The following is a 15,316-nucleotide window of genomic DNA, read 5'->3' as shown; positions in this document are numbered from 1 at the left end:
CGACCGCGACGGCCCGGCCGTCGACCTCGGCCGTCGCGAGTGTGGTCAGGGGTGCGCGCCGGGGCCGGCCGCGCGGGGCGCCGGTGCGCAGGTCCCACAGCCTGACCGTGTCGTCGTGCCCGGCGACCACCGCGACCGGACGCCCCGACACATGGGCGGTGGCCACGGCGCGCGTGGGGCCGCCCATCGGGCCGCCGCAGGGCTCGCCGGTCCGCAGGTCGTAGACGCGGGTCGTCTCGCCTCCGACGACGACGCGTCGGCGGCCGTCCACGCGAATCGTGGCGGCGGAGGTGTCGCCGGGATGGCCGATCCTCCGCCACGGCCCGCGTGGGCCGCGGATCCGCACGCGCCCCTGCTGGCCGAGCAGCACATGCCATGTCCCCGCGTCCCGGACCGTCGTGGCCTTCCCGACGCCCCAGTGGCGCTCCCGCGTCGTCTCGCCGGTGCGCGGGCGCCAGGTGAACAGGTGGGCCCAGTCGGTGGCCACGACGACCTCGTCCATGACCGCGATCGAGCCGATGTCGTGGGCGTCGACCCGCTGTTCGCCGAGCGGCAGGCCGGTGCGCAGGTCCCAGGCGCGCAGCACCCCGTGGTCGGAGCCGGTGACGGCCACCGGCACGCCGCCGAGCAGGCCCGCCGACACGGCGGTGACGGCGCCGGTCTGGTTGTTCCAGGGGGCGCGGACGTGCCGGTTCTCCTGGATCCCGCCGGCCCAGACGATCCGCCAGCCGCCGTCGGGCTGCTCCGGCCGGACCGCCCCCAGGCGGGCGGCGTGCACGGCCGCCACCCACGCGCGGGTCTCCGGATCGGCGGCGGCGAAGCGGCCGCCCGAACAGCGGTCGAGCCACTCGTGGTGGAGGTCAGGCACCCCGGGCGATCCGCTCCCGGTACCACCGGTACGACGCCTTCGGCGTGCGCTCGCCCGTCGTGAAGTCGACGTGGACCAGCCCGAAGCGCTGGTGGTAGCCCTCGGCCCACTCGAAGTTGTCGAGCAGCGACCAGACGAAGTAGCCCCGCACGTCGGCGTCGGCCCGGAGCGCCGCGTCGATGTGCCCGTCGAGGTAGGCGATGCGGCCGGGGTCGTCGATCCCCTCGTACGAGCAGCCGTTCTCCGTGACGTAGAGGGGCACCCGGTAGCGCTCGTGCAGGCCGGTGAGGAGTTCGCGCAGGCCGTCGGGGACGACGGGCCAACCGAACGCGGTGGTCGGATAGCCCTCGACGCCCGCGTCGGTGAAAGGGAGCTCGGGCGACTGCGGCGCGGAGATCCGGGTCGGGTTGTAGTAGTTGACCCCCAGGCCGTCGATCGGCCGGTTGATGATCGCGAGGTCGCCGTCGCGGAGGCCGGGCATCGCGTCGAGGCCGAAGGCGCGCAGATCGGGATATTCGCCGAGGAACACCGGGTCGTTGAACATCCGGTTGTGCAGGGTGTCGTAGGCGTCGGCCGCCGCCCGGTCGTCGGGGGAGTCCGACGCCGGCCACACGGGGGACAGGTTGTTGGTGATCAACACCGACGAGGCGCCCGCCGCGCGCAGCGCGTCGACGGCCAGGCCGTGGCCGAGCAGCTGGTGGTGGGCGGCGGGCAGGGCGTCGAGGAAGAGCGCCTGCCCAGGGGCGTGGAGGCCGAGCGCGTGGCCGTAGACGGTGTGCACGAACGGCTCGTTCAGGGTGATCCACAGGCCGACCCGGTCGGCGAGCCGGTCGGCCACCAGGGCGGCGTAGTCGGCGAACCGGTGGGCGGTGTCGCGGTCGAGCCAGCCGGGGAGCGCCGCCGGGAGGTCCCAGTGGAACAGCGTCAGCGCGGGGGTGATCCCGGCCGCCAGGAGGGCGTCGACCAGCCGTTCGTAGTGGTCGAGGCCCTTCGGGTTGGCCGGGCCGGTCCCGTCGGGCTGGACGCGGGGCCAGGACACCGAGAAGCGGTAGGCGTTCACCCCGAGATCGGCCAGCAGAGCCACGTCGTCGGCCCAGCGGCGGTAGCTGTCGCAGGCGGTCTCGGCGGTGTGGCCGTCGCGGATCGGGCCGAAGGAGTCCCAGATCGAGGGCCCCCGGCCGTCGTCCGACAGCGCTCCTTCGATCTGGAAGGCGGCCGTGGCCGCGCCCCACAGGAACATCAGCGGTCCCCCCTAGAACACGAGTGCGACTCAGGTTAACTCGTTGGCAATCGAATCGGGAGAAAATGGGGTCATGACAAACACCGCCACCGGCACCCTGCGCCGCAAACCCGCCCAGCGCAGGAGCGCCGAGAGGGTGGAGCGCATGCTCGACGAGTGCGCCCGGCTGCTCGACGAGGTGGGTTACGAGGGCCTGACCACCAAAGAGGTCGCCCGCAGGGCCGAGGTCCCGATCGGCACCTTCTACCAGTTCTTCCCCGACAAGCAAGGGCTGGTCCGCGCGCTGGCCTACCGCAACCTCGAGGCCTACCTGGCCCGGATCACCGCCACCCTGGCGCACACCACAATCAACGACTGGACCGAGGCGACCGACCTCGTCATCGACGAGTTCGTGTGGATGAAGCGGTCGACGCCCGGCTTCAGCGTCTTCGACTTCGGTCTCGCGCTGGCCGAGCCCGGCTCCTCCCGGATGCTCGACGAGGCGCTCGAAGACAACCTCGTCGTCGCCGACCGGCTGCGCGGGCTGCTGATCGACCTGATCGGGGTGCCGGCGGGCGAGGTCCAGGCGCGCGCGTTCGTGGTGGCCGTGGAGGCGGCCGACGCCGTGCTCAAGCTGGCCTTCCGGGCCTGCCCCGACGGCGACCCCGACCTGATCGCCGAGTGCAAGCGGCTGGTCCGCCGCTACCTGTCCGACCACCTCGGCTAGCTTGACCTGGAGCCGACTCCAGGTGTGATGATGCCGTGCATGGCCGTTTACACACCCGGACAGGTCGTCGAGGAGACGGGATTCAGCCTCGACACGCTCAGGTACTACGAACGGATCGGGCTTCTCGGCAACGTCGGCCGCAACTCGGCCGGTCAGCGCCGGTTCACCGACGGCGACGTCGGCTGGCTCGGCATGATCCGCTGCCTGCGCGACACCGGCATGCCGATCGCCGAGATGCTGCGGTTCGCCGAACTGACCCGCGCGGGCGACCACACCATCCCCGAGCGCATCCGCCTGCTCGAGGCGCACGACCGCCAGGTCGAGGAGCAGGTCGCCGACCTGCGCCACAAGCAGGGCGCGATCCAGCGCAAAATCGACTACTACAAGGACCATGTGATCGTCCCCGAAGCGATCTAGTTCCCCGCTTTACCCACCGCGAGCCCCCTCTTTCCGGTCCGGCCGTTAGAACGGACTCCGGGGGAGGGGGCGACATGGCGGGTCCGCGCGCCGGGCGCATGAACGTGCCGCTGCGCGGTGTCGCGGCGGTGTCCGGTCTGATGCTGTTCGCACTGCTGGGCAACGTCACCTACATCCAGGCGTTCCGGTACGACGCCCTGACCGCCGATCCGCGCAACAACCGGACCATGATCCTGCGGTTCGACGAACCCCGGGGCGAGGTGCGGCTGCGCGACGGCACCGTGGTCGCGGCCAGCGAACGCGTCACCGACCAGCGGTTCGGCTACCGCCGCGTCTATCCCCAGGGTCCTCTCTACGCCGCCGCCACCGGCTACGCCTCCCTCTACCGGACGACCGGCATCGAGGGCGCCGAAGACGCCTCCCTGACCGGGGAGGATCCGCGGGTCCGGGTCCGCGCGCTCCTCAAGGACATCGACCGCGGCGCCACCGTGACGCTGACGCTCGACTCCCGCGCCCAGAAGGCCGCCTACGACGGCCTGGCCGCCACGGGCAAGCGCGGCGCCGTGGTCGCCCTCGACCCCCGCACGGGCGCGATCCTCGCCATGGTCTCGCTGCCCTCCTACGACCCCAACGGGTTCGCCACCTTCTCGGCGGAGGAGCTGGCGGCGTACGACCGGGAACTGCAGCGGGACCCCGCGCGGCCGCTGCTGAACCGCGCGATCGGGGAGAACTACCCGCCCGGCTCGACGTTCAAGGTCATCACGGCGGCCGCGGCCCTCGCGTCGGGCGACTACGACCCCGAGACCGAGGTGCGGGCCCCCGCCCGGATGAAGCTCCCCGGCACCCAGACGTGGCTGCGCAACTCCGGCGGCGCGGAGTGCGGCGACGGCACCCCCGCGCTCCTCGACGCCTTCGTCATGTCGTGCAACACCGCCTTCGCCGACCTCGGCCTCGAACTCGGCGAGGAGGAGCTGAGCCGCTGGGCATCGGCCTTCGGCTTCGGCGACGCCGGCCTGAAGGTGCCGCTGGCCGTCGCCGCGAGCGTCTACCCGACGGGCCTCGACCGCGCCCAGACCGCGATGAGCGCCATCGGCCAGTACGACGACCGCGCCACCCCCCTGAGCATCGCCATGATCTCGGCGGCGGTGGCCAACGGGGGCAGCCTGATGCGGCCCTACCTGGTCGACGAGGTGCGCCTGCGCGACGGCGCGATCGTGCGCTCGACCGACCCCGCCGAATATCGCGACGCGATGCCGGCGGCCGTGGCCGACCGGCTGACCGAGATGATGGTCGCCGTCACCGGCCCCGGCGGCACCGGCACCGCCGCCGCGATCCCGGGCGTGAAGGTCGCGGCCAAGACCGGCACCGCCGAGAACGAGGGCTCCGACCACGCGATCTTCACCGCCTTCGCGCCCGCCGACGACCCGGTGGTGGCCGTCGGCGTGCTGGTCGAACACGGCGGCTCCGGCGGCCGGGTGGCCGCCCCCATCGCCCGCGCGGTCATCCGCGCACTGCTCTAGGCCTGTTCTAGGACTGGTAGGCGCTGGCCTGGAGCCCGTAGAGGTCGGCGTAGATGCCCTGGCGGTCGATCAGTTCGTCGTGGGTGCCCTCCTCGACGACGAGGCCGTGGTCGAGGACGTAGACCCGGTCGGCGTAGCGGACGCTGGCCAGGCGGTGGGTGATGAGCAGGACGGTGCGCCCGTCGGCGTGGGCGCGGATGCGTTCGAACAGGGCGTGCTCGGCGCGCGCGTCGAGGGCCGCCGTCGGTTCGTCGCAGATGAGCAGCGGGGCGTCGCGGTAGAAGCCCCGCGCCACCGCGATGCGCTGCCACTGGCCGCCCGACAGCTCCTGGCCGTCTTTGAAGCGGCGGTCGAGGAGGGTGCGGTAGCCGTGGGGGAGTTCGTCGATGACCTCGTCGGCCCCGGCGACCCCGGCCGCCTTCACCACGGCCGGCTCGCCCTTGTTCAGGCCCATGGTGATGTTGTGGCGGGCCGACAGCGGCCAGCGGGTGTGGTCTTGGGCGATGACCGCGATGCGGCCGCGCAGGGCGTGCGCGTCGACCGTGGCCAGCTCGACGTCGTCCCAGCGCACGCTGCCCGAGTCGGGCTGGTAGAGCCCGGCCAGGATCTTCGCGAGGGTGGTCTTGCCCGAGCCGTTCTCGCCGACGAGGGCGACCACCTCGCCTCGGTCGAGGTGGATGGACACGCCCTTCAGCGCCGGGGTGTCCTTGCCCGGGTAGCCGAACACCACGTTGTCGGCCGTGATCCGGGCGAAGCCGTCGGGCGGGGCGCCCGAGCCCGTCATGACCGGCGTCTTCTCGGTGGCGCTGCAGAAGTCGATGAAGTCGGTGAAGTAGAGGCCGTTCTCGTAGCTGCGGTTGACGGCGTACAGGAGCTGCTGGAGCGCGCCCTGCCCGGTGCGCACGGCCAGCACGGCGGTGCCCGCGACGGCGAGCGGCACCGAGCCCGAGGCCAGCAGCAGGCCGAGGGCGACGAAGACCAGCGCGGTGCCGACGCCGCCGAGCGCCTCGCCGATCAGCCGGGCGACGGTCTGGCGGCGGGCCAGGTCGACCAGGGCGTCCTGCTGCGTGCGGGCCACCATGTCGTAGACGCGCAGCAGGAAGCCCCGCATCGTGAACGAGCGCACCTCGGCCGCCGTGTCGCGGTCGGCCAGCAGTTCGCTGACGATCCACTTGCGCCGGTACGTCGGCAGCAGCGACAGCATCGTGGTGTAGCTCATCCGGGCCGACCGGACGGTCGACCACGCGTCGGGCAGCACCGCGAGGAACAGCAGCGGCAGCAGCACCGGATGAAGCACGCCCAGCACGCCGCCGACCGCGATCAAACCGATCGACGCCGTCAGCACGTCGATCGCCGAGCCGACCACGTCGTCGGAGGCGTTGACGCCGCGCATGCGGACCCGCTCCAGCGTGTCGTGGAACTCCGGGTCGTCGAACCGGACGAGGTCGACGCTGGAGGTCAGCCCGTAGAGCCGCTCCTCGGCGATGCGGAGCACCTGGGGCTGCAGCCGCGACTGCGCCCAGCCGGCGCCGGCCGAGAACAGGGAACGCAGCACCGCGGCCGCGCCGACCAGCAGCAGGGACGGGAGGGCGTCCCGGACCCGCTCGGGGGTCGGGCCGGCGGCGAAGAGAGCCTCCAGCACCCCCGTGGTGGCCAGCAGGCCGAACGCGGTGAAGACCCCGCTCAGCAGGTTGAGGGTGATGGTGGCGACGGTGTCGCGGGGGCTGGCCTGCCAGGCCATGCGGAAGGACTGGACGAAGAGGGCGGGTAACCGGCGGGCGACGGTGAAGAAGCCCACGTTGCTCATCTTGTCGTCGTGGGCGTGCCAGTTGTGCTGGGTCAGATCGGAGAAATCCGGAAGGTCATCGCTTTCTGATGGGTCGTCCCTATCGATTCGGGTGACGGTCATGCCTGTAGTGTGCGCGCGCCCACCGACAAAGCGGCACCGAGGATGTCATGGGCCAAACCGGAATGCGATCTGGGCACGTTCCGGAATTGATGCGACACTTCCTGTGACGATCCACCCCCCGAAGCTCACCCGAAGGCGACTCCCGAGGGCCGATGACCACTGAGATCTCCCACTCGATCGCCGTCGAGGGCAACCTCCCCCTGGAACCCAACGCGTTCGTGGGACGCGAGCCCGACGTCGAGGAACTCCTGCAACTGATGACGGCCACCCGGGTGGTCACCCTCTGCGGCGTGGGCGGGATCGGGAAGAGCCGGCTCGGCCTGCGGGTCGCCGCCGAGCTCGCCCGCGACCTACCCGACGGCGCGTGGCTGGTGGAGTTCCCCGAGGGCACCCGGCCCAAGGAGACCATCCGCCGCATCGCGTCGGTGCTGGGAGTCGAGGGGGAGCCGGGGCGCGATCTGGCCCTGGCCGTCGCCGAGGTGTTCGCCGGGCGCAAGGCGGTGATCCTGCTCGACAACTGCGAGACGGTGGTCGAGGAGTGCGCCCTGCTCACCCGGCGGCTGGCCGAGCACTGCCCCGAGATGCGGGTGCTGGCCACCAGCCGCGAGCCGCTGCGGGTGCCGGGCGAGACCGTCTGGCGGGTGCCGCCGCTGGCGCTGCCGCCCGACCACAACGCGGGCGCGGCCGTCGTCGGCGGCTACGAGGCGGTCCGCCTGTTCCAGGACCGCGCGGCCTCGGCCCGGCCCGGGTTCACGCTGACCGACGACAACGCGCCCGACGTGTCGCGGCTGTGCCACGCGCTCGACGGCATGCCGCTGGCGCTCGAACTGGCCGCCGGCATGACCCGGGTGCTGTCGATCCCGCAGATCGTGGCCCGGCTCGGCGACCGGTTCCGGCTACTGTCGGCCGGCGACCGCACCGCACCGCCCCGCCAGCGCACCCTGCGGGCCACCGTCGACTGGAGCTACGACCTGCTGACCGAGCCCGAGCGGGTGCTGCTGCGCCGGGCCACCGTGTTCCGCTCCGGCTGGACGCTCCCGATGGCCGAACTCGTCTGCGCGGGCGGCCCGGTCGAGGGGCCCGACGTCCTGGGCCACCTGACCGCCCTGGTCGACAAGTCCCTGGTCGTGGTCGACGGCGAACTCGCCGGCGAGGCCCGCTACCGCCTGCTCGACACCATCCGCCAGTACGCCGCCGAGCAGTTCGACGGCCCCGACGAAGAGGCCACCCGGCGGCGGCACCGCGACTACTTTGTCACCTTCGCCCGCGACTGGGAGATCGCGGTCGACGCGGGGTCGTGGCCGGCGGTGCACCGGCGTACCGAACGGCTGGAACGGCTGCAGAGCGACCTGCGGGCGGCGGTCGAGTGGTCGCTCACCACGGGAGACGCCGCGCCGATGCTGCGGGCGCTGCTCGGGCTGCGGTGGATGCTGCTCGGCAGCGGCCGGTTCCAGGCCGAGCTGACCCGGTGGGCCGACCGGCTGGTGGAGCTCGCGCTGCCCGAGATCGACCCGGCCACCCACGGCCGGGCGCTGGCGTTCACCGCCAACCTGCTGTCGAACACGGCCGACTTCGCCGGGGCCCGCGAGCGGGCGCGGCAGGCGCTCGACCTGTGCCGGCAGGCCGGCGACCGGGTCGGCGAGGGGCAGGCGCTGCTCGTGCTCGCCATCAGCGACGGGTCAGTACCGGCCGAGACCCGGCTGGAGGAGTCCATCTCGATCGCCCGCGCGATCGGCGAGCGGGTGCTGGAGGCCGAGGGCCATGGCACCCGCGCGTTCCTCGCGCTGGCCCAGGGGCGGCTGCGCGAGGCGCAGCGGTCGGCCGAACGGCTGGTGGCGCTGGCCACCGAACTCGACAACCACCTGGCGCTGGTCATCGGCCTGTCGGGGCTGGGCCAGACCGCCCGCCGGCGCGGCGACCTGCAGGCCGCCCGCCACCACTTCACCCGGGCGCTGCGCATCGTGCGCACCTTCGACGCCCGGCAGTGGCTCATTTCGTGCCTGGCCGGACTGGGGTCGGTGGCGCTCGACGCGGGCGACCTGACCGAGGCCCGCCGCCGCCTGGGCGAGGCGCTGCGCCTCGGCCGCGACGCCGGGCTGCGCATGCAGTCGGCCCGCCGTCTGGAGACCTTCGCCGCGCTCTACCTGAAGCAGGGCGACCCGCGCCGGGCCGTGCTGCTGGCCGCCGCCTCCGCCGGGCTGCGCGACGGACGGCCGGGGGCCCGCGTCGAGAGCGTGCTGACCCCCGCCCGCGAGGCGCTGGGCGAGCCCGTCGTGGCGGCGCTGTGGGCCGAAGGGCTCGGCCTGCCGTTCGACGTCGCCGTCACGCTCGCGCTGGAGGAGTCGGCCGGCAGCCCGCCGCTCGTCGTCGCGCCCGTCCCGGTCGTCCCGCAGAGCACGCTGACCGCCCGCGAACGCGAGATCGCCGAGCTGGTCGCGCGGGGTCTCAGCAACCGGGCCATCGCCGACGAGCTCGTCATCAGCCAGGCCACCGTGGCCCGCCACGTCGCCAACATCCTGGCCAAACTCGGTTTCACCTCGCGCACCCAGGTCGCCACCTGGGTCGTCGAGCACGGTGTGTAGACGCTCTCCAGCCGCCGGGCGGCCTCCCTTCTACACACCCACGTGCGCACATTCGCCGATGTGAGGGCCACCCCCGCCGATCTACGGTGAGTCCGTGGTCCGGTACGGCGACTCCGTGGCCGTCACCGGGCCAGCACGGGCGGATGCCTACTGAAGCCGGACGTCAGGGGGGGCATCTGGAAACGGCCGCGTGTCCGTCACGCCGGTCGAGGTCACCTCGGAGGGGTGGAGACCGAGACCGGGGGCACGTGGCCCGCGGGCCCGGGTCGCGCAGGACCCGGGCCCGCCCATGCGCGTGCGCGTCTCGCTTACACATCCCACTACACAGTTATGCGGATTCCGGGCCGGGAGCCCGGCCCGTACGGTCACGGACATGGAGTCAGGGGTCACCGGCGCGGTGTTCGGCCGATCCGCGCTGTGGGCCGACCGGCCGGCGCTGATCGATTTCGGCGAAGGCCGGGCCGTCAGCCACGAGACACTCGCCGCGACGGTGAGGAGGGCTGCCACGGGGCTGGTCAGGAGGGGGACCCGCCCCGGGCAGACCGCCGCCGTCTGCACCGACGGCGTGACCGGGTATCTGACCGCGGTTTTCGCCGTCGTCGCGGCCGGCGGGGTGGCGCTGCCGCTGAGTGTGCCCGACCCGGCCGAGCTGCTCGCCCACGACGTGCGGCTGATGTTCACCGGCGAGCGGCTGGCCGCCGAGGCGGTCTCGGCGGCCGAGGCGTCGCGGGTGCGGCAGGTCGTCTCGTTCGGCGGCGGGCACGGCGCGACCGAGTTCGACGTGCTGCTCGGGCTCGACCCGCTGCCGCTGCCGGTGGCCGACGCGCGCAGCGCCGCGGTCGTCGCCGAGGAGGGCGAGCTCAGCCACGACGGCTTCGCGGAGGCGATGGCGCTGCTCGACGGGCACGTCAGCCTCGACGAACGCGACGTCGTGCTGGTCGACTGGCCGCCGTCGGGCTCGGCCGACCTGGCCGTGCTGGGCGGGCTGGCGTTCGCCAAGGGCGCGATGCTGGTGACGGGCGGCGGGCGGGAGCTGGGGGTGACGGTGGCGGCCGTGGTCGAGTGCGGAAAGCGCGGGCTGCGCCGTATATAGAACCGTTGCTTGACGGGGCGCCTCAGGTGGTGGGTTGATGGGCTGCCATTTCACACCCGGAGGTCGGCCGCGATGAGGCGACGATGGACCGCGGTCGCCGCGGCGCTGCTCGTATTGGTGACGTCGTCATGCACGGGCGAGGCGGCGGAGACCCCCGAGCCCTCCGCGAAGCAGCGCGTCGAGGTGTTCTCGTGGTGGACGGGCCTGGGCGAGGCCGACGGCCTCAAGGCGATGCGCACCCTGTTCGAGAAGCAGAACCCCGGCTTCACCTTCGTCGACGCGGCCGTGGAGGGCGGGTCGGGCGACCAGGCCCGCGCCCTGTTAGCGAGCAAGCTCCAGGCCAACCAGCCCCCCGACACCTTCCAGGGCCACGCGGGCGCCGAGCTCCAGGGCTACATCACCGCCGGCAAGCTGGAACCCCTCAACTTCCTGTACGACGAACTGAAGCTGCGCGACGCCTTCCCGCCCCAGCTCGTCGAGCAGATCTCCGTCCACGGTGAGATCTACTCCGTCCCGGTGAACATCCACCGCTCGAACGTGATGTGGTTCAACCCCGGCGTGCTCAGGGCCGCGGGGGTGAACGGCGTCCCGCGGACCCTCCCGCAGTTCCTCGACGCGCTCGGCAAGGTCCGCGACACCGGACGGATTCCGCTGGCCATCGGGCCGCAGTGGACCGTGGTCCACCTCTTCGAGTCGGTGCTGCTGGGGTCGCTGGGGACTCGGGCGTACAACAAGCTGTGGACCGCCGACGCCGACTGGAGCAGCGCGGCGGTGAAGAAGGCGCTGACCGACTTCGCCGCCATCCTGTCGATGACCGGGCCGCCGCAGGCCGACTGGCAGCCGGCCGCCAAGCAGGTGGCCGACGGCGAGGCCGCGTTCACCGTCATGGGCGACTGGGCCTACGGCTACTTCCACAACGAGCCCGACGGCGGCCTCGGCAAGAAGTCGAAGACCGACTTCGACTGGGCCGCCTCGCCGGGCACCGAGGGCACCTTCATGTGGCTGTCCGACAGCTTCACGCTGCCGCGCGGCGCCCCGAACCGCGAGGGCGCGGTGGCCTGGCTCAAGGTGGCCGCCAGCAAGGCCGGGCAGGACGCGTTCAACCCGCCGAAGGGCTCGATCCCGGCCCGCCGCGACGTCGACACCTCCCTCTACAAGGACTATCTGGCCTGGAACCTGAACGAGTGGTCGCGCGACGAGCTGGCCGGGTCGATCCAGCACGGCGTCGTCGCCAACGACGGCTGGCGGGCGGCCATCAACGACGCGGTCGGCATCTTCATGGAGAACCCGGACGTCGCCGAGCTGCAGCGGGCTCTCGTGCTGGCCGCGAAAAACAGTGGCCAATAGACCGGTTTGTCATAACATCGCCCGGTGAATGTGGTGGACGACCGGGGCGCGACCTTCGGCGAACTGTTCCGGATCGGTGAGTTCCGCGCGCTGTTCGGCAGCCAGCTGCTGCTGACGCTGAGCGAGTCGGTCAAGATGCTGGCGTTCTCCGTCATCGTCTACGACCGGACCGAGTCGGCCGGGCTGTCGGCCATCTCGTGGATGATCGGCTTCCTGCCGATGATGCTCGGCGGCCTGTTCCTGTCGTCGATGGCCGACCGCGTCCGGCCCCGGGTGCTGATGGTCACCGGGGAGCTCACGCGGGTCGTGGTGTGCCTGGTCCTGGCGTTCGCCGGGCTGCCGGTCTGGGCGATGTTCGCGCTCGTGCTGGTCACCGGCGTGCCCACCGCCGTGTTCATGGCGGCCCGCAACGCGGTGCTGCCCGACATCCTCGACGGCGACCGGTTCGTGCTCGGGCGGGCCCTGTTCACCATGACGGGCGCCGGGGCGCAGATCGCCGGGCTCGCGGTCGGCGGGGCCATGCTCGCGCTGACCGGGCCCGAGGGGGCGCTGCTGATCACGGCCGGGCTTTCGCTGGCCGCCGTCCCGCTCATCCGGTTCGGGATCGCGAACCGGCCGGCCCGCGCGGTCAAGGACGGCACCGGCGCGGTCCGCGCCACGCTGCGCGGCAACTGGGAGCTGCTGACCGACCGGACCGTCCGAGGGCTGCTGCTGGCCGGGTGGCTGCCGCTGATGTTCATGGTCGGCTCCGAGGCCGTCTTCATCCCCTATCTGACCGAGATGGGGCAGGCCGGGGCGGCCGGGTTCGTGCTGGCCGCGACGGCCGCCGGGATGGGCTTCGGGGAGTTCGTCGTCGGCCGGTTCGTGTCGCCGGCGAACCGGGCCCGGCTCGGGCTGCCGCTGGTCGCGCTGATGGGCGTGCCGCTCATCGGGTTCGTCACCGCGCCGGGTCCGTGGTGGGCCGGGATCCTGGCGTTCCTCGCGGGGAACGGGCTGGCCTACCAGCTGATGCTGCAGCGGCCGTTCGTCGACGCGGTGCCGGAGGAGCGGCGCGGGCTCGCGTTCGGGTTGCAGGGGTCGGGGATGATGACCGTCCAGGGACTCGGCGGAGTGGTGGCGGGCGGCCTCGCCGAACTGGTCGACGTGCACCACGCCATCGCCCTGTGCGGGGGGCTGGTGCTGGTGTCGGGCGCGCTGCTCTGGCGGCCGCTCACTCCGGCGCGGTAGTTCACCGCTGGGTGGCGTGGAGGTCGGTCTCGATCTTGGCCACCCCGGCGCGCAGCGGGGGCAGCAGGTCGCGCCGGGCCGACTCCAGAGACGTGCGGCTGGCGTGCGACGACAGGTTGACGGCCGCGACGACCCGGCCGGCCCGGTCGCGGACGGGGACCGCGAGGGACCGCAGGCCGTCTTCGAGCTCCTGGTCGACCAGGGCGTACCCCTGCTCGCGGACCTCGGCCAGCACCGCGCGGAGTTCCTCTTCCGAGGTGAGAGTGCGGTCGGTCATCCGGACCAGGTCGGCCTTGGCGAAGTAGGCGTCGAGGTCGCAGGGTGACAGCCCGGCGAGCAGGACGCGGCCCATCGACGTGCAGTGGGCCGGGAAGCGGGTGCCGATCGCGATGGTGACCCGCATGATGCGGGTGGTGGGCACCCGGGCGACGTAGATGATGTCGGTGTCGTCGAGCACCGACACCGACGCCGACTCGTGCACCTCACTGACGAGCTGTTCGAGGTGGGGGAAGGCGACGTCGGGCAGCGACAGGTTCGACAGGTAGGCGTAGCCGAGTTCGAGCACACGGGGCGACAGCGAGAACAGCCGGCCGTCGGTGCGGACGTAGCCGAGGTCGACCAGCGTCAGCAGGAACCGGCGTGCCGCCGCCCGCGTGAGCTCGGTCTTCTTGGCGACCTCGCTCAGGGTCAGCTCGGGCGAGGACCCGTCGAACGCGCGGATCACCGCCAGGCCGCGCGCCAGCGACTGCACGAATTCCTCAGCCATAGTCCGGCACTCTAGCGCCTCGTATCGTTCCCATAACGAACTATTGTTCTCTATGCGAACAATGTGCCATCGTTCGCCAGAAGAACCATCGTTCGGATAGCGAACCGTCGTCAGGGTCGTCGGAGCCGGACTGGAGGACCTGATCCTGAACAGATCACCGCGCGGAGTCCGCGAGGAGGTCGTCGCGCTGCTCAGGGAGACCGGGCTGACCACGGTCTTCGCCAACGGCGCCGCCCCCGGGGCCGCGCGGCCACCCGGCTGGCCCGAGGACCTGCGGTTCGTGCTGGCCCTGCACGAGGGCGCGGTCGTCGGCATGGCCACGGGCTGGGCCATCGCCCGCGACGCCCCCGCGCTGGTGCTGCTGCACGCCACGGCCGGGCTCGGCAACGCGGCCGGCGCGCTGGCCATCGCCCGGGTCAGCCGGGCGCCGCTGGTCGTGCTGGTCAGCCGGCCGGGCCGCCGCCACCTGGTGGACGAACCGTTCCTCCCCGGCGAGCACGCCGTGTGGGTGACCACCCCGGCGCGGGCGCAGGACGTGCCGAGCGCCGTCGCGCGGGCCCGCCACGAGGCGGTGACCGGGCGCGGCCCGGCGCTGGTCGTCGTGCCGGAGGACGACTGGGACGCGCCCGGCTCCGGCCTCGGCGTCTCGGCCCCGAAGCAGATCGTCAGGACCAGGGCGGTGGGCGACGGGGAGCTCGCCCCGCTGGCCCGGCTCCTCGACGGCGCCCGGTCACCGGCGCTGGTGGCCGGTGCGGGCGCCGACTCCCCGGCGGCCTGGGCCGGGCTGGTCGCGCTGGCCGAACGCCTCGGGTCGCCGGTCTTCCAGGACTCGTCCGGCGCCCGCGCCGGGTTCCCGCAGGACCACCGGCTGTTCGCCGGGGTGCTGCCGGCCGACCGCCCGGCGCTGCGCCGCGCGCTCGGCGGCCACGACGTGGTTCTGGTGGTGGGGGCGGCGGCCTTCTGCCAGCACCCCTACCGGGAGGGGCCGTTCGCCCAGCCGGGCACCACCGTCGCGGTCGTCTCCGACGACGCCGCCGAACTGCACCGCAGCTGGGCGGAGGTCGCGTTGCGGGCCGATCCGGGGGTGGCCGCCCGGCGGCTGGCCGAGCTGGTCCGGCCGCGCGACTCCCGCCCGGTCGACAGGGTCGTCCCGGAGCCCGGCGAGGGGTTCCGGGCCGCCCACGTGCTCGCCGCGCTGGCCGAACGGCTGCCCCCGGAGACGGTCGTGGTCGAGGAGACCCCGTCGTCGCGGCCCGACCTGCACCGGCTGCTGCCGGCCCGCCGTCCGCTCGGGCTGGTCTCGGCCGCGACGGGCGGGCCCGGGTTCGCGCTCCCGGCGGCCGCCGGGCTGCGGATGGCGCTCCCGGCCCGTCCGGTGGTGGCTGTCGTCGGCGACCGGTCGGCCATGTACGGCGTCCAGGCCCTCTGGAGCGCCGCCCACTACGGCGTGGGGGCGCTGTTCGTGGTGCTCTCGAACTTCCCCGACATCAGCCTGGCGGGCCTGGCGCGGGCCCAGGGCTGCGACGCCATCGAGATCACCGACCGGGCCACCCTCGTCGACACCCTTGACGGGGTCATCCCCACCCTGACAGAACGGTCAGAACCTCTTCTCCTCGACATAGCAGTCACCCCTTAGGAGGT

Annotated in this window: 12 protein-coding genes; 8 read left to right on the top strand and 4 right to left on the bottom strand. The window is 72.9% G+C overall.

The features are described 5' to 3' along the window. Positions 1-868 (bottom strand): WD40 repeat domain-containing protein (locus tag FDA94_RS12570; protein ID WP_212735299.1); only part of this gene is annotated, 868 nt, incomplete at its 3' end. After that, a complete protein-coding gene (locus tag FDA94_RS12565; RefSeq protein WP_137247242.1) occupies positions 861-2,108 on the bottom strand; it encodes a GH1 family beta-glucosidase in 1,248 nt (415 codons plus the stop codon). The genes FDA94_RS12570 and FDA94_RS12565, both read right to left, overlap by 8 nt. 73 nt (positions 2,109-2,181) lie before the next feature. On the opposite strand from FDA94_RS12565, the gene FDA94_RS12560 reads away from it, so the two are divergent. The 3 genes from FDA94_RS12560 to FDA94_RS12550 all read left to right on the top strand — a co-directional run bounded on the left by FDA94_RS12560 (position 2,182) and on the right by FDA94_RS12550 (position 4,751). Then, positions 2,182-2,814: a TetR/AcrR family transcriptional regulator gene (locus tag FDA94_RS12560; protein WP_137247241.1), complete on the top strand. Its 633-nt coding sequence runs from the start codon at positions 2,182-2,184 to the stop codon at positions 2,812-2,814. Between the two features lie 39 nt (positions 2,815-2,853). Next, positions 2,854-3,231 carry a MerR family transcriptional regulator gene (locus FDA94_RS12555; protein WP_030456635.1) on the top strand — a complete coding sequence of 126 codons (378 nt, stop codon included), beginning with the start codon at positions 2,854-2,856 and terminating at the stop codon, positions 3,229-3,231. A gap of 74 nt (positions 3,232-3,305) precedes the next feature. Then, entirely contained in the window at positions 3,306-4,751 is a 1,446-nt protein-coding gene (locus FDA94_RS12550) for a peptidoglycan D,D-transpeptidase FtsI family protein (protein WP_137247239.1), read from the top strand. Between the two features lie 7 nt (positions 4,752-4,758). On the opposite strand, the gene FDA94_RS12545 is transcribed toward FDA94_RS12550, so the two are convergent. Further along, on the bottom strand, positions 4,759-6,660 hold the full coding sequence (locus tag FDA94_RS12545) for an ABC transporter ATP-binding protein (RefSeq protein WP_137247238.1): 1,902 nt from the start codon (positions 6,658-6,660) through the stop codon (positions 4,759-4,761). Between the two features lie 152 nt (positions 6,661-6,812). On the opposite strand from FDA94_RS12545, the gene FDA94_RS12540 reads away from it, so the two are divergent. From FDA94_RS12540 to FDA94_RS12525, 4 genes are all read left to right on the top strand, one after another. Continuing rightward, the gene (locus FDA94_RS12540) at positions 6,813-9,242 is read left to right on the top strand and encodes an ATP-binding protein (RefSeq protein WP_137247237.1); all 2,430 of its coding nucleotides are present in this window, start codon (positions 6,813-6,815) and stop codon (positions 9,240-9,242) included. 373 nt (positions 9,243-9,615) lie between these two features. Beyond that, positions 9,616-10,335 carry an AMP-binding protein gene (locus tag FDA94_RS12535; protein ID WP_170990902.1) on the top strand — a complete coding sequence of 240 codons (720 nt, stop codon included), beginning with the start codon at positions 9,616-9,618 and terminating at the stop codon, positions 10,333-10,335. A gap of 72 nt (positions 10,336-10,407) precedes the next feature. Continuing rightward, positions 10,408-11,682, top strand: coding sequence for an ABC transporter substrate-binding protein (locus FDA94_RS12530; RefSeq protein ID WP_137247235.1), 1,275 nt, complete (start codon positions 10,408-10,410; stop codon positions 11,680-11,682). Positions 11,683-11,706: 24 nt separating this feature from the next. Continuing rightward, positions 11,707-12,909 carry an MFS transporter gene (locus tag FDA94_RS12525; RefSeq protein ID WP_137247234.1) on the top strand — a complete coding sequence of 401 codons (1,203 nt, stop codon included), beginning with the start codon at positions 11,707-11,709 and terminating at the stop codon, positions 12,907-12,909. A gap of 1 nt (position 12,910) precedes the next feature. Here the strand turns inward: FDA94_RS12525 and FDA94_RS12520 are convergent, their stop codons facing one another. Next, positions 12,911-13,675, bottom strand: coding sequence for an IclR family transcriptional regulator domain-containing protein (locus tag FDA94_RS12520; RefSeq protein ID WP_137247233.1), 765 nt, complete (start codon positions 13,673-13,675; stop codon positions 12,911-12,913). Positions 13,676-13,805: 130 nt separating this feature from the next. Here FDA94_RS12520 and FDA94_RS12515 point away from each other — a divergent pair, with 130 nt between their 5' ends. After that, the gene (locus tag FDA94_RS12515; RefSeq protein WP_342778469.1) at positions 13,806-15,311 is read left to right on the top strand and encodes a thiamine pyrophosphate-binding protein; all 1,506 of its coding nucleotides are present in this window, start codon (positions 13,806-13,808) and stop codon (positions 15,309-15,311) included. The last annotated feature ends 5 nt before the right edge of the window (positions 15,312-15,316 follow it).

It is taken from the genome of Herbidospora galbida (genome assembly GCF_005233835.1).
GTDB lineage: Bacteria > Actinomycetota > Actinomycetes > Streptosporangiales > Streptosporangiaceae > Herbidospora > Herbidospora galbida.
The sequence above is the reverse complement of the archived record's forward strand: the minus strand, read 5'-3'. Positions and strand labels throughout refer to the sequence as shown.

Coding starts and splice junctions, on each gene's coding strand:
- FDA94_RS12565 (WP_137247242.1), bottom strand. CDS start 2,108: ATGTTCCTGTGGGGCGCGGCCACGGCCGCCTTCCAGATCGAAGGAGCG.
- FDA94_RS12560 (WP_137247241.1), top strand. CDS start 2,182: ATGACAAACACCGCCACCGGCACCCTGCGCCGCAAACCCGCCCAGCGC.
- FDA94_RS12555 (WP_030456635.1), top strand. CDS start 2,854: ATGGCCGTTTACACACCCGGACAGGTCGTCGAGGAGACGGGATTCAGC.
- FDA94_RS12550 (WP_137247239.1), top strand. CDS start 3,306: ATGGCGGGTCCGCGCGCCGGGCGCATGAACGTGCCGCTGCGCGGTGTC.
- FDA94_RS12545 (WP_137247238.1), bottom strand. CDS start 6,660: ATGACCGTCACCCGAATCGATAGGGACGACCCATCAGAAAGCGATGAC.
- FDA94_RS12540 (WP_137247237.1), top strand. CDS start 6,813: ATGACCACTGAGATCTCCCACTCGATCGCCGTCGAGGGCAACCTCCCC.
- FDA94_RS12535 (WP_170990902.1), top strand. CDS start 9,616: ATGGAGTCAGGGGTCACCGGCGCGGTGTTCGGCCGATCCGCGCTGTGG.
- FDA94_RS12530 (WP_137247235.1), top strand. CDS start 10,408: ATGAGGCGACGATGGACCGCGGTCGCCGCGGCGCTGCTCGTATTGGTG.
- FDA94_RS12520 (WP_137247233.1), bottom strand. CDS start 13,675: ATGGCTGAGGAATTCGTGCAGTCGCTGGCGCGCGGCCTGGCGGTGATC.